This window comes from Microcella flavibacter, from assembly GCF_012530535.1.
Classification (GTDB): domain Bacteria; phylum Actinomycetota; class Actinomycetes; order Actinomycetales; family Microbacteriaceae; genus Microcella; species Microcella flavibacter.
Genome location: NZ_CP051299.1, coordinates 2445593 through 2459332 on the forward strand (window position 1 = coordinate 2445593; position 13740 = coordinate 2459332).

The 13740-nt window shown below is 72.7% G+C and carries 7 protein-coding genes; 3 read left to right on the plus strand and 4 right to left on the minus strand.

Features of this window, described 5'->3' with window-relative positions; genetic code table 11:
- Positions 1-13 precede the first annotated feature (13 nt).
- On the minus strand, positions 14-4006 hold the full coding sequence (locus HGB54_RS11680) for an ExeM/NucH family extracellular endonuclease (protein ID WP_168916563.1): 3993 nt from the start codon (positions 4004-4006) through the stop codon (positions 14-16).
- A gap of 342 nt (positions 4007-4348) precedes the next feature.
- Positions 4349-6403 (minus strand): DEAD/DEAH box helicase, encoded by a 2055-nt coding sequence (locus HGB54_RS11685; RefSeq protein WP_168916564.1) that lies wholly within the window; start codon positions 6401-6403, stop codon positions 4349-4351.
- 287 nt (positions 6404-6690) lie between these two features.
- On the opposite strand from HGB54_RS11685, the gene HGB54_RS11690 reads away from it, so the two are divergent.
- Both HGB54_RS11690 and HGB54_RS11695 read left to right on the plus strand, forming a co-directional pair.
- On the plus strand, positions 6691-7734 hold the full coding sequence (locus tag HGB54_RS11690; RefSeq protein WP_168916565.1) for an alpha/beta hydrolase: 1044 nt from the start codon (positions 6691-6693) through the stop codon (positions 7732-7734).
- A gap of 95 nt (positions 7735-7829) precedes the next feature.
- Positions 7830-8300, plus strand: a complete 471-nt coding sequence (locus HGB54_RS11695) for a hypothetical protein (protein ID WP_168916566.1) — start codon at positions 7830-7832, stop codon at positions 8298-8300.
- Here the strand turns inward: HGB54_RS11695 and HGB54_RS11700 are convergent.
- Both HGB54_RS11700 and yczR read right to left on the minus strand, forming a co-directional pair.
- On the minus strand, positions 8297-11395 hold the full coding sequence (locus tag HGB54_RS11700) for an efflux RND transporter permease subunit (protein ID WP_168916567.1): 3099 nt from the start codon (positions 11393-11395) through the stop codon (positions 8297-8299). The genes HGB54_RS11695 and HGB54_RS11700 overlap by 4 nt on opposite strands.
- A gap of 159 nt (positions 11396-11554) precedes the next feature.
- Positions 11555-12997: a MocR-like transcription factor YczR gene (yczR, locus tag HGB54_RS11705; protein WP_168916568.1), complete on the minus strand. Its 1443-nt coding sequence runs from the start codon at positions 12995-12997 to the stop codon at positions 11555-11557.
- A 61-nt stretch (positions 12998-13058) separates the two neighbouring features.
- On the opposite strand from yczR, the gene yczE reads away from it, so the two are divergent.
- Entirely contained in the window at positions 13059-13727 is a 669-nt protein-coding gene (yczE, locus tag HGB54_RS11710) for a membrane protein YczE (RefSeq protein ID WP_168916569.1), read from the plus strand.
- Positions 13728-13740 lie beyond the last annotated feature (13 nt).

Below are 13740 nucleotides of genomic sequence, written 5' to 3' on the forward strand. Positions count from 1 at the left end.
ACCCGTGCCGCGATTACGGCTTGCCCGGCTTGCCCGGCTTGCCCTTGCTCTTGCCGGGGCCGCCCTTGACGTCGCGCTCCGCGCTCTCCGTCGTGACGGACTCGTAGCCCTCGGCGCTCGCGGTGACCTGCACCGAGATCGCGGATCCGGCGTCGGCCGCCGTCACCCGGTAGCTCGAGGCGGTGGCGCCGTCGATCGGCTCGCCGTCGCGCAGCCACTGGTAGGCGAGCTCGGCGTCGACCGAGTATCTCCCGCCGTCCGTGCGCAGCGTCTGGCCGACCACGGGGCCGCCCTGGATCTTCGGCTGCTTGACGACCTCGATCTGCTCGAGCTCGACGACCTCGTCGCCGAGCGTGATGCTCTGCACCGCCTCCGTGCCGTTGTCGGGCACGGTGACGACGAGTTCCTGAGCGCCGAAGAGGCCCTCGGGAACCGTGAACACGACCGTCGCGCGGCCCTGCTCGTCGGTGCCGTTCACGATCGTCGGGTCGATGACGGCCCGGCCGACCTCGACGCCGCCGAGGCTCACGACCACCTCGGCATCGCGGTCGCCCGCGTTGCTGAAGAGCAGCGAGCTGAGAGTCGCGGTGACCGTGTCACCGGCGCTGTAGCCGTCGGCGTCGGGAGCCGTGAGGCTGACGCCGACCGACCGCTGCGCCGGGTCGAGCTCGACCGGCGAGTTCGCCGCGATGTAGTCGACGAACGCCTGCAGATCGATGCGACCCGAGTCGGCGCGGCTGGCCCCCTGCGCGAGAGTGGAGAAGTTGTCTCCACCCGCAGCGAGGAACGAATTCGTGACGACGCGGACGATCTGGTCGTCCGTCACCGATGCGCCATCGAGCGTCATCGAGACGACTCGAGCACCGACGGGTGCCGCCGGGTCGTAGACGTAGTCGAACCCTGTCGACAGACCGAGTTTGAGGAACGGCCGCGACGAACCCGCCGGCTGCCACTGCTGCTCGAGCGTCTGCCGCAGCTGCGCGCCGGTGAGCTCGAGCGTGACGAGCGTGTTCGCGAAGGGCTGCACGTTGGCCGCCTCGCGGAAGGTGACGTTGCCGTCAGGGTCCTCCGCCCGCGAGCTCGCGAAGAGCAGGTCGGCGCGCATCCCACCCGGGTTCATGATCGCCAGATCGGTCTCGAGGTCGGTCGTGGCCGCGAGCTGGGCGTCAGCCACGAGGTTGCCGAGCGCCGACTCACCTCCACGATTCTCCGCACCCGTCGTGGTGACGGCGCGTCGGATGTCCGCCTCGATCGAGCCGAGGCTCTCGTTCCCCGCCACGTCGGCGAAGGCCACCGCGTCGGCGACGATCTGGGCCACCGCGGGATCGGGCTGCGCCGAACCGACGAGCGGGGCGACCGCCGAGGTGATCTCGAGCAGCTCGCCCGTCGCCGGGTCCACGGTCAGATCGAACTTGCCGTAGGCCTCTCCGTACTGGCCCGCCTGCAGCACCGGCATGAATCGGTCGGTGCCGGGGATCGGAACAGGGTGGTTGTACTGGATCTGGGTGTGCGCCGAGGCGACCGCGTCGACCGTGCCGATAACGCCGTTCACGATGTCGCCGAAGATCGTGTCGCTCGTGGTCGCGCTGATCTGCGAGCTCTCCGCGCCCTCGTGCACGAGGAGGACCAGCACGTCGGCCTCGCCGTTGCTGACGTCGCCGTCCTTCAGCTGAGCCGCAACGCGCTGGGTCGCCTCGGTGACGTCACCGAACTCGAGCGATGCCACCCCCGCAGGGTTGACCAGGCTCGGCGTGCTCTCGGTGACGGCACCGATGAACCCGACAGAGACGCCATCGAGCTCCGCGATCCAGTACTCGTCGTACGCGGGCTCGCCCGTGGCGCGCTCGTAGACGTTCGCACCGAGGTACGGGAAGTCGGCGGTCGGCAGGATGCGATCGTCCACATCGGAACGCCCGCGGTCGAACTCGTGGTTGCCGAACGAGCTCGCGTCGAGACCGATCTCGTTGAGCGCCTCAAGCGTCGGGGTGTCGTCCTGGATGAACGACGTGAACGTCGATGCGCCGATGCTGTCGCCGCCCGAGACGAAGACCGTGTTCGGGTTCTCGGCTCGAACCTGGTCGACGAGACCGCCCAGGACCGCCGCGCCGGCGGACGGCCCGGATGCCTCGAGCCGGCCGTGGAAGTCGTTGATCGTCACGATGTCGATCTCCACGGGCTCAGGCGTGGTCGCGAGGCCGACGACCACGGGGTCGTGGTCGCTCGAGCGGAAGACGGTGCCCGCCTCGGTCGCGCCGAAGGCGTACTGGCGGTCGCTCCACTCGGGCGAGTTGATCGTCCACACACCGACACCGGTCACGAATTCGTCGATGCCGGGGCTCGCGAGGGCGTGGTCCAGCGAGCCCAGCTCGCCGTCGAAGGTGTAGGTGTACTCGCCGTCGGTGCGGTCGGCGACGAGGTCGCTCCACGACGCGGCGGTGAAGACCTGGATCGGGTCCTCCTCGCTGTAGGCGTTGAAGTCGCCCATCAGCAGCACGTTCTCACCGGCCTCGCCCGGGATCTCCTCGACGAAGCGCTTCAGCGCATCGGCCTGCTCCACGCGGTCGGCGTTGGATGCGCCCTGACCGTCGCCGGCGTCGACGCCGCTGCCCTTCGACTTGAAGTGGTTGGCGACGACGGTGAACTCCAGACCGTCGGCCTCGAAGGTCTGGGCGATCGGCTCGCGCGCGTTGCCCCAGACCGTCTCGTCGATCTGCGTGAAGCTCTCGCCGACCGTGTCGACCGACGCGGGCTTGAAGATGATCGCGTTCGAGATGAAGTCGACGATCGCAGCATCGACGAGCGGCGCCGGGGTGCGGACGTAGTCCCACGTGCCCGGGCCCGCGTCGGCGTTGAGCGCCGCCACGAGGCTCTGGAGGGCCTCATCGGTGGGCTCGCCGAGCTTGACCGAGTTCTCGATCTCCTGAAGGGCGACCACATCGGCATCAAGGGCGTTGATCGCCTCGACGATCTTCGACTCCTGGATGGCCAGCTGCTCGGCCGTCGCGGCGCCGCGGGCCTGGCTGTTCTGGCTCGTGAGGGTGGTGAAGTAGTTGAGCACGTTGTACGCGGCGACCCGAATGTCACCGCCCACGTCAGGAACGGCCGTCGGGCGCGGGTTGCGCGTCTCGAAGGTGACCCCCGTGGAGTTCTGCGTGCTCGACGTGGGCAGCTGCGGCTGCAGGCGCCAGTCGTTGAAGCCCCAGCCGAGCACCATGCCCTGCTCGGGGAAGCCGACGGCGTCGCCGTTGCGTACGACGTTCTCGGTGGTGAAGTACGGCTGATCGCCCGGGTACGAGGTGTTGTCGGCGCGGATGTTGAAGCCGTCATCGAGCAGCAGGCGCTCCGCGCGGTTCTGCGCGGTGATCGCGGCGTTCTGCGGATCGGCCGCGTCGACGAGCTCGGTGCTCTTGACGTCGAGCTCGCCCGGGTTCAGCCAGAGGGTGCCGAAGCTGAAGAGCTGGTGGCTCGAGGCGACGAGCCAATCGCCCTGCGGGGCGACGAGCATGCTCTCGTGCGCCTCGCGCACCGAGGCGTCGGCGGGCAGCGCGGCCGGCGCGGGAAGGGCGACGCCCGACTCGAGCACGGTGACGACGGCGGCCGCCGCGCTCGCGCTGATCTGCGTGAGCCCGTTGAACTCGCCCGCGACGCCGGTGACCTGGATGCGGTCGCCGACGGTGACGGAGGTCGAGGCCGCGCGCGAGCCGAGGAAGACGAACAGCGCCTCGGAGGTCGCGGCGTCGGCGTCGGGGGTGAGCGACTGGATGTACACGCCGCTGTAGCCGCCGGTGCGGTGGTCAGCGGTGACCACGCCCTCGACGGTGACGGTCTGGCCGGTCAGCGGCGTTGCGGCGCCGGTGCCCTGCACGGCCGAGATCGGCGTCGGATCGGCCGCGAAGGCCGGAGCGGCGGTGAGCGTCGTGAGGCCGAGGCCCACGCAGACGGCGGTGCCGAAGGCCGCCGCGCGCGCCGGAGCGCTGCGGCGCCCGGCGAAGGTGGTTGGTGTCATGAGGTCGCAGTTCTCCTAGGAATGAGGAGCGGACAGGGAGGCGTCCCCCGATCGGGGGACACTGCCGACCCTAAGACAGAACCGTGGATGCACCTAGTGCGCAGATGAGTGGTAACGCGTTGTTCACACGCTCACTCGCGCAGGGCATCCCGAACCGGCGCGCACGCCGACGCACCGCCTGCTCGCCGGCGGTCGGCCGGTGCGGTGGCGGGAGATGACTCGATCGTCACACGGGCGGGTGAACGACGGGGGTGCTCACTCGCGCACCCGGGTGAACGGTGCGAGGACGACGACGGCCCGGCACCTCCGTGAGGAGGCCCGGGCCGTCGGGAGTGCTCGGTGCTAGAGCGCCGCGAGCTCGTCGAGCAGCGCGTCGCCGACGCGCACCTCGTCGGTCTGCGCGGTGATCTCGGCGCGCGCCAGCAGCTCCTCGAAGCGGCGGCGGCGCGGCTTGGTGATCAGGGTGACCACCGTGCCGACCTTGCCGGCGCGGCCAGTGCGGCCCGAGCGGTGCAGGTACGTCTTGTACTCGTCGGGCGCGTCGGCCTGCACGACGAGCGAGATGTCGTCGACGTGGATGCCCCGCGCGGCCACGTCGGTGGCGACGAGCACGCTCGCCCGACCGCTCGTGAGCTTGTCGAGGTTGCGCTGGCGGTTGCGCTGGTTGAGGTCGCCGTGCAGGCTCGTCGCCGCGATGCCGGCGTCGTCGAGCTGCTCCGCGAGCTCCTCGGCGAAGGCGCGGGTGCGGGCGAAGACGAGGGTCTTGCCGGCGCCGCCCGCGAGCTGCTCGATGATGGCGCGCTTGTCGCGCTGCTCGACGAGCAGGATGCGGTGGTCGATCGTCGAGGACTCCTGATCCTCGCCGGCGACCTCGTAGACGGCCGGGTCGCGCAGGAACTCGGTGACGAGGTTCGCGACGCCCGAGTCGAGGGTCGCCGAGAACAGCAGGCGCTGCCCGCCGCGGCGGGTCTCGCGGATGATGCGCTGCACCGGCTCGAGGAACCCGAGCTCGCACATGTGGTCGGCCTCGTCGAGCACGACGATCTCGATCGCGCTGAGGTCGAGGCGACCCTGCTCGATGAGGTCCTCGATGCGGCCGGGGGTGCCGATGATGATGTCGACGCCGCGCTGCAGCGCGCCCACCTGGCGGCCCTGGGGCACGCCGCCGTAGATCTGCGTCGTGAAGAGGCCGACGCTGCGGGCGATCGGCTGGATGGTGCCGTCGATCTGCAGGGCGAGCTCGCGGGTCGGGGCGAGGATGAGCGCGCGGGGCTTGCGGCCCATCTCGCGCTTCTTGCCGCCGCCGTTCTCCATGAGCCGCTCGACGAGCGGGGCGCCGAAGGCGATCGTCTTGCCGGAGCCGGTGCGGCCTCGGCCGAGGACGTCCTTGCCGGCGAGCACGTCGGGGATCGTCGCCGCCTGGATCGGGAACGGCGAGCTCGCGCCGAGCTCAGCGAGGGTGCGCACGATGTTGCCGCCGAGGCCGAGGTCGCCGAAGCTCACGCCCTCGACGTCGGTCGCCTGCACGGCGTCGGCCTCGAGGCGCTCGAGCACGACGTCGTCCTGCGGCGAGGAGGCCGCGGCGCGCGTCGGGTAGAAGTCGGAGTCGCGACGCGGCGCGCGGTCCTCGCGGTCGAAGGACCGGGCGGGGCGCTCGGCGCGGTCGAACGAGCGCGGGGCACGGTCATCGCGATCGAACGACCGGGCGGGGCGCTCGTTGCGGTCGTCACGACGGGGAGCGCGGTCGGTGCGGTCGAAGGACCGGGGCGCGCGCTCATCGCGGTCGAACGACCGGGCGGGACGCTCGCTGCGGTCGTCACGACGGGGAGCGCGGTCGTTGCGATCGAACGACCGAGGAGCGCGGTCGGTGCGATCGAACGCACGAGGAGCCCGATCGTCGCGGTCGAAGGAGCGCGGCGCGCGCTCGGCGGCGCGGTCGTAGCCGCGGGCCGGGCGGTCGTCGGTGCGCGGGCGCCACTCGGGGCGGTGGGCGGTGCGGCCGGTGCCGGTGCGCTCCACGCTCACGTCGCGGGGCGGGCGGCCCGAGCGGGCGCCGGCACCGCGGCCGGCGGCGCCGGATCGGGCGGCGTAGGGGCGGGCGTCGCCGCGGGCGGGACGGGCATCCCGATCGGCGGAGCGCTGCGGGCGCTCGTCGCGACCGCCGCGACGGTCATCGCGCTCGTCGCGATCGAAGCGGGCGGGCGCCTCGCCGCGGCCGCGGTCGGCGGCGTGGCCGCGCTCGACGCGCTCGTCGCGCGACCAGCGGGCCTTCTTCTCGGGGGCGCCGGCCTCCTCGGGGCGGTGCCCGCGGTGCTTGGGGCTGCGCGAGCCGGTGGGCGCGGCGGAGCGGGCGGGGGTGCGGCCGCGCACGGGGCGGCCCTTGTCGTTATGGGGCATGGTGAAGCCTTTACGGGTGGTGCAAGAAGTACCGTCGACGCGCAGAGCGTCGCTATCCCGGGCAGTCGTCGACCGGGGCCGTCACATCCTGATGATGGATTCTCGCCGCCAGACGGCGGGGAATTCGGCCCTCGAGACGCACACAATGAAGCGCGGATCCCTCCGCAGTCGTCTCTAGCCGACTCTCCAGGGTACCCGACGGGCCCCGGAAGCGACAGCCCGACCGCGCCGACCCCCGCTCGGGGTGGTCGGCGGCCCGCTCGTCTCCGCCTACGCTTATCGGCACCGTGCCCCGTTCCACCCCTGCCCGCCGCTCCGTCGCCCGCGCCGCCCTCGCCGCGACGGCCGTCGTCGTGCTGAGCGGCGGGATGCTCGCCGCCTGCTCCCCCTCGGCCGAGGATCGACGCGACCAGACCATCGCCGCGGCCTCCTCCGAGAGCGCCACCTTCACCCTCTCGGCTCCTGCCGACGTGCTCGTGTCGGAGGACGTGCCCACCGCGATGGTGCCCGGCGCCGGCATGCCCGTCGACGTCTGCCGCGCGGAGGGCGCCACCGAGCCGCGCCCCGCCGTGCTGGCGGTGCACGGCGGCAGCTGGGCGCGCGGCGACAAGGCGCACCCGCACTGGCGCACGATCTGCTCGTGGCTCGCCGGCGAGGGCTTCGTGGGGGTCTCGGTCAACTACCGGCTCGCGCCCGAGCACCCCTTCCCCGCCGGGGCCGACGACGTCGCCGCCGCCGTGGCCTGGGCGCAGAGCGACGCCGCCGAGGCCTACGGCATCGACCCCGAGCGCACCGCGCTGCTCGGCGGCAGCGCCGGCGGCAACCTCTCGGCGCTCGTCGCCCTCGAGGCCGCGGCGGGCGAGGGGCGCGCCGGCGCGGACCCGCTCGACGCCGTGATCACGCTGTCCTCCCCGTTCGACCTCACGGTGGGCTCGGCCACCAGCCCGACCTTCGAGCAGTCGATGCTCGACTACCTCGACTGCGCCGCGCGCGACTGCGAGCGGGCCGCCGCCGCCTCGCCGCAGATGCTCGTGGGCGAGGACGCCCCGCCGTTCCTCGTGGTGCACGGCATGCGCGAGCAGCTCATCCCCGTGCAGCAGGCGACGGCGTTCATCGGCGCCCTCGCCGCGGCCGGAACCCCCGCGACCCGCGAGCTCATCGACTCGGAGGCGCACTCCATCGGCCTGCTCGACGACGCCCTCGCCGGTCGCCTCTCCGACTGGCTGCGCGGGATGCTCGTGCCGGCCCCCGCGGTGGAGGCGCTCGACGACTCCCCGCTCGCGGCGCCGCTGCCGGCCGGCGCCGGTTCCGCCGCCGGCGCCCTCGACTGACGCCGCCGCTCCTCCCCCGCGCCGGGCGCGAGAGCGGCATCCCGATGAGCGCGTCGGTCAGCCCTTCCTTATGTGAGCCTTGCTACGGTTCGGCCATGACAGACCGCGTCGGCCCGCTCGAGCTCGCCCCCGACCACGGGCTCGCGGTCGGCGACCCGAACGGCATGCACATCCTGCTCACGCGGGAGGAGCTGCTGTGGCGCGAGCCCGGTCAGGAGCACGACGCGCTCGACTGGGACGAGCTGACGACGATCGAGTGGGTGGTGCCCTCGCGCCGCGTCGGCCTCATCCGCCTGGCGGACGCCGTGGTGGCGGTCGCCTCATCCGCGCTCGACGCGGTCGGCGTCGGGCCCCGCGACCCCGCGCTGCTGCGCCTGCGCGCGACGACGCTCACGGGCGATGAGGCGGAGTGGACGGCGACGCCGCACCACGCGATCGGCTACCCGGCCGCCGACGTCGACGTCGTCCTCCCGTTCCTCGACCGCCTGCACCACGACACCGCGCTGCGCGCCCGGCTCGCGATCGACCCGCGCGCGACGCTCGACGAGCTCGGGCGCCGGCGCTAAGCCGTCGTCGTGGCGGGGGTCGGCTCGGCGTCCGCCTCGGCGGCCCGGCGGTCCTGACGGCGCTCCTTCGCGCCCTCGACGAGGTAGTACAGCGCCGGCAGCACGACGAGCGTCAGCAGGGTGGAGGAGATGAGCCCGCCGATGACGACGATCGCGAGCGGCTGCGAGATGAACCCGCCGCTGCCGGTGATGCCGAGGCCCAGCGGGGTGAGCGCGAAGATCGTCGCCGCCGCCGTCATGAGGATGGGGCGCAGGCGTCGCGACGAGCCCTCGAGCAGCGCGGGGCCGACCTTGAGCCCCTTCTCGCGGAACTGGTTCACCAGGTCGATGAGCACGATCGCGTTCGTCACGACGATGCCGATGAGCATGAGCACGCCGATGAGCGAGGGCACGCCGAGCGGGATGCCCGCGATGAGCTGCAGCGCGATGGCGCCCGTCGCAGCGAAGGGGATGGAGACGAGCAGCAGCAGCGGCTGGCGCAGGCTCTTGAACGTCGCCACCATGACGACGTAGACGATGAGGATCGCCGCGAGCAGCGCGAGACCGAGCTGGCTGAAGGCGTCGCCCTGCTGCGCGGTCACGCCGCCGAGGGTCGCGGTCGCGCTGTCGGGCAGCTCGACCTCGTCGACCGCGGCCTGCACGGCCGTGGAGGCGGTTCCGACGTCGGCCGTCGAGGGCGTGACGGAGACGGTCGCGCTGCGCACGCCGCGGATGGTGGTGATGTTCGCGGGGCCGTCGACCTCCTCGACGGTCGCGAGGTCGCTGAGCGGCAGCGGCCCCTGCGCGGTGGGGATGCTGAACGCGCGCAGCTCGTCGACCGTGGTGGGGGCATCCGTGTTCGGCAGGTAGATCGCGAGGGTGCGCTCGTCGATGACGACCTCGCCCACGCTCGCCGGGAACATGGCCTCGGAGACGATGCCGCCGACGGCGATCTCGCTGAGGCCGAGCTCGGCGGCCCGGTCGCGGTCGACCTGCACGGCCAGGTAGGGCTGCGTGTCGCTGAGGTTGCTCGTCGCCTCGGCGGTGATGTCGAGCGCGCGCACGGCCTCGAGCACGCGGTCGCTCGCCTCGTTCAGATCGGCCTGGCTCGCCGCGGTGATGTCGACGTCGATCGAGGAGGAGGCGAAGCCGGAGTCGGCGCTCGCCACCGAGATCTCGCCGACGCCCTCGAGGGGCTCGACGGCGTCGCGCACGTCGGCCTGGATCTGCTCCTGATCGGCATCCTCGTCGGTCGTGATCGAGAAGGTCACGTCGCCGCCGCCGCCGAAGAGCGACAGCAGCGAGCCGCCGCCCGAGCCGATCGAGACCTGCACGGTCTCGAGGCCGTCGACCTGGTCGAGGGCCTCCTCCACCTGCGTCGCCGCCTCGTCGAGCGCGTCGAGGCTCGCGCCGTTGTCGAGCGACTGGGTGACGGTGAGGGTGTTCTGGCCGGAGTTGCCGATGAAGTTGGTCTGCAGGCCGGTGGCGAGCGCGCCGGTGCCGCCGAGCACGAGCAGGGCGAGCAGCAGGGTCGCGACGGGCTTGCGCAGCGTCCAGCGGATGACGGGCAGGTAGGCGCGCTGCAGGCGGCCCGGGTTCGCCGACTCCTCCTCGAACGTCATCGCCGAGTGGCTGCCGGCCTTCGGCGGGCGCAGGAACCAGTACGAGAGCACCGGCACGATCGTGAGCGAGACGAAGAGCGAGGCGCCGAGCGCGATCGCCGTCGTCAGGGCGAAGGGCCGGAACAGCTCGCCCGTGATGTCGCCGACGAGCGCGAGCGGCAGGAACACCGCGATGGTCGTGACGGTCGAGGCGGTGATCGCCGAGGCGACCTCCTTCACGCCGACCGTGATGGCCTGCAGCTTCTCCTCGCCGAGGGCGAGGTGCCGCTTGATGTTCTCCACGACGACGATCGAGTCGTCGACGACGCGGCCGATCGCGATCGTGATGGCGCCGAGGGTGAGGATGTTGAGCGTGTAGCCCGAGACCTGCATGCCGATGAAGGTCAGCAGCACCGAAGTGGGGATCGAGATGGCGGTGACGATCGTCGAGCGCACCGACAGCAGGAACACGAGGATGACGATGACGGCGAAGACGAGGCCGAGCGTGCCCTCGGTGGCGAGCGCCTCGATCGAGCTCTCGATGAACGGCGCCTGATCGAAGACGATGTCGAAGGTCGTGTTCGAGCCGATCGCGTCGGCGAGCTGCGGCAGGGCCTCCTGGACGAGGCGCGAGACCTCGACGGTGTTGCCGTCCGGGGTCTTCGTCACGGCGAGGGTCAGCGCGGGCTCGCCGTTGACGCGGGAGAGGCTGTCGACGGGGTCGCTCACGATCGCCACCTCGGCGAGATCGCCGATGGTCGTGAGCGGGTCGCCGCCCTCGGCGCCGACGATCGGCAGGGCCGCGAGCTCCTCCGGCGTCGTGATCTGCACGCCCGTGAGCACGGCGAGCGACTGCTCGCCCTCGGTGATCGTGCCGGCGGGCAGCAGCACCCCGTTCGCGTCGAGGGTGTCGGTGAGGTCGGCCGTGGTGAGCCCGCGCTCGGCGAGCAGCGCCCGGTCGGCCGTGATCGTCACGCGGTCGCCGACGGCGCCGGAGACGCTGGCCTCGCGCACGCCGTCGAGCTCGGTGAGCTCGGGCACGGCCTGGTTCTCGAGGGCGTCGGCGAGCGCGCCCTGGTCGAGGTCGCTCGTGACGCCGATCTGGATGACGGGCAGGTCGTCGATCGAGCCGGTGAGCACCTGCACGTCGGCCGCCTCGGGCAGGTCGAGCCGGTTGACGGCGAGCTGCACGCGCTGCTCGGCCCGGGCGATGTCGGTGCCGAACTCGAAGCTCGCCGAGACGACCGAGAAGCCCGTGCTCGAGGTCGCGCTCGAGGAGTCGAGATCGGGCACGGCCTGCAGCGCCGTCTCGATGGGGGTCGAGACGTCGCCCTCGACGACCTCGGGGGCCGCGCCGCCGTACTGCGTCAGCACGATGACCTGCGGGAAGCTCACCGAGGGGATGAGCTCCTGCTTGAGGCTCGTCAGGGCGAGACCGCCGAAGATGCCGACCACGATCGTGACGAGCGCGATGAGCGCCCGGTTGCGGAGGCTGAAGACGGAGAGCAGATGCACGGGAGGGACTCCGGACGAGAGGCGTGACGACGGTGGGAGCCCGTGGTGCGGGCGGGGGGAGCGCGCTGGTCAGCATCCCAGCGGAGGCTGGACGTTGCCAAAGGAGGCACCGGGTGCCGACCTCGAACTTACCGATCGGTCAGGGTGCCCGCGACCGCCTCAGACCACCGTCTCGAGCAGCTCCCCCGCCGAGGCCGCCGGCGCGGGCTGCTCGCCGAGCCCCGCCCACGCCCGCTGCAGCGCATCGAGCGCCCGCAGCGACTCCTCCTCCGGCCGGCAGAACGGGATGCGCACGAACCGCTCGAAGGCGCCGTCGATGCCGAAGCGCGGCCCGGCCCCGATGAGCACGCCCTCGGCGCGGGCGGCGAGCGCGAGGCGGCTCGCGACGGGCGCGCCGATGCCCACCCAGAAGGTGAGGCCCCCGCCGACCTCGGGCACGCTCCAGCTCGGGAAGCGGCGGGCGAGCTCGCGGGCCATGAGGGCGTGGCCGGCGACGAGCTGCGCACGCCGGGCATCCAGCACCCGGTCGTATCGGTCGAGCAGGCGCAGCAGGACGAGCTGCTCGAGCGTCGGGGAGCCCAGGTCGCCCGCGGAGCGCGCGACGGCGAGGCGGGTGATGAGGGCGCGGTCGGCGCGGATCCAGCCGAGGCGGATGCCGCCCCAGATGCTCTTGCCGACCGAGCCGAGGGTGACGATGCCGGGCCCGAACGCCGCCATGGGCGTCGCGGTCGGACCCTCGAAGCCGAGGTCGGCCATGGTCTCGTCGACGACGAGCACGGTGCCGTGCGCCTCGGCGAGCGCCGCGACCCGGGCGCGCTGGGCGTCGGGCATGACGCGGGTCGTCGGGTTGTGGAAGTCGGGCATGAGGTAGGCGAGGGCGGGCGAGCTGCGGGCGAAGACGCGGGCGAGTGCCTCGTCGTCCCAGCCCTCGCCGGTCGTGACGGGTACCGTGACGAGGCGGCCGCCCGCCCCGCGCAGCGCCTCGATGGCGTGCGGGTAGGTAGGCGATTCGACGAGCACGCGGTCGCCGCGGGCGAGCAGGGTGCGCGCGACGAGGGCGAGGGCGTGCTGGGCGCCGAGGGTGACCATGATCTCGTCGGGCTCGGTCGGCACCCCCGCGCGCGTGCAGCGCTCGGCGATCGCGGCGCGCAGCTCGGGCAGGCCGAGCAGGTCGAAGCCGGGGGCCTCGAGGTGGCGCGGCAGCAACTCGGCGGCCTCGCGCGCGGCCTCGGTGATGAGCGGCACGGCGGGCAGGCTGGCGGAGGAGAAGTCGAGCAGGCCCGTTCCGGGGGCGCCGATCATGGGCGGCGCATCGCCGGGCGGCAGCTGCACGACCGAGCCCGAGCCGCGCACGCTGCGCAGGTAGCCGAGATCGCGCAGCCGGGCGTAGGCGCCCGCGACGGTCGTGCGGCTGAGCCCCTCGTGCGCGGCGAGCGCGCGCTCGGCCGGCAGGCGGATGCCGAGCGCGACGCGGCCATCGAGCACGAGCAGGCGGATGCGATCGGCGAGCACCTCGTACAGCGGGCGCGGCACGGGCGCAGTCGCGTCGGCGCGCCAGTCGCCGAGCAGGATGGCCAATCCGCGGGAGGTGAGGGCGCTCATGCGGCCACAGTACGCCGATTGGCCTCTTGATCACAGGCCAATTCGCCGATTCACTGGGGTCATGTCCTCCCCCGAGCCCCGCGCCCCGCGCGTCCTCGTGCGCCGCTGGGGCCAGCTCATGCTCGGCCTGCTGCTCTACGGCATCGCGATCTCGCTCATGATCCGCGCCGACATCGGCCTCGACCCGTGGACGGTCTTCGCCCAGGGCATCGCCCGGCAGTCCGGCTGGAGCATCGGCCTCGTGACGATCGTCGTCGGCGCCATCGTGCTGCTGCTGTGGATCCCGCTGAAGCAGCGGCCGGGCATCGGCACCGTGCTCAACGTGCTGCTCGTCGGCCTCGCCCTCGACCTCGGCCTGGCTCTCGTGCGCACGCCCGAGGAGCTGTGGGCGCGCATCCTGCTGTTCGCCGGCGGCCTCGCCCTGCTCGCCCTCGCGACCGGCCTCTACCTCGGCGCGCGCTTCGGCCCCGGCCCCCGCGACGGCCTCATGACCGGCGCGAACGCCCGCTTCGGCTGGGCCATCTGGAAGGTGCGCACGGGCGTCGAGCTGACGGTGCTGGCCATCGGGTGGATGCTCGGCGGCACGGTCGGCGTCGGCACCGTGGCCTTCGCGCTGCTCATCGGGCCGATGGTGCACTGGACGCTGCCCCGCCTGCGGGTGCCGCTCGCCGGAGATCCGCCGCGCCCGGCGCGACGCCGCCCCTCGACCGACCCCTTGCGCGCAGCCTGACTCGCGATATATC

Excerpts from the sequence above, each read along its gene's own strand:
- yczR (WP_168916568.1), bottom strand. The coding sequence starts at position 12,997 with ATGAGCGCCCTCACCTCCCGCGGATTGGCCATCCTGCTCGGCGACTGG.
- HGB54_RS11685 (WP_168916564.1), bottom strand. The coding sequence starts at position 6,403 with ATGCCCCATAACGACAAGGGCCGCCCCGTGCGCGGCCGCACCCCCGCC.
- yczE (WP_168916569.1), top strand. The coding sequence starts at position 13,059 with ATGTCCTCCCCCGAGCCCCGCGCCCCGCGCGTCCTCGTGCGCCGCTGG.
- HGB54_RS11695 (WP_168916566.1), top strand. The coding sequence starts at position 7,830 with ATGACAGACCGCGTCGGCCCGCTCGAGCTCGCCCCCGACCACGGGCTC.
- HGB54_RS11680 (WP_168916563.1), bottom strand. The coding sequence starts at position 4,006 with ATGACACCAACCACCTTCGCCGGGCGCCGCAGCGCTCCGGCGCGCGCG.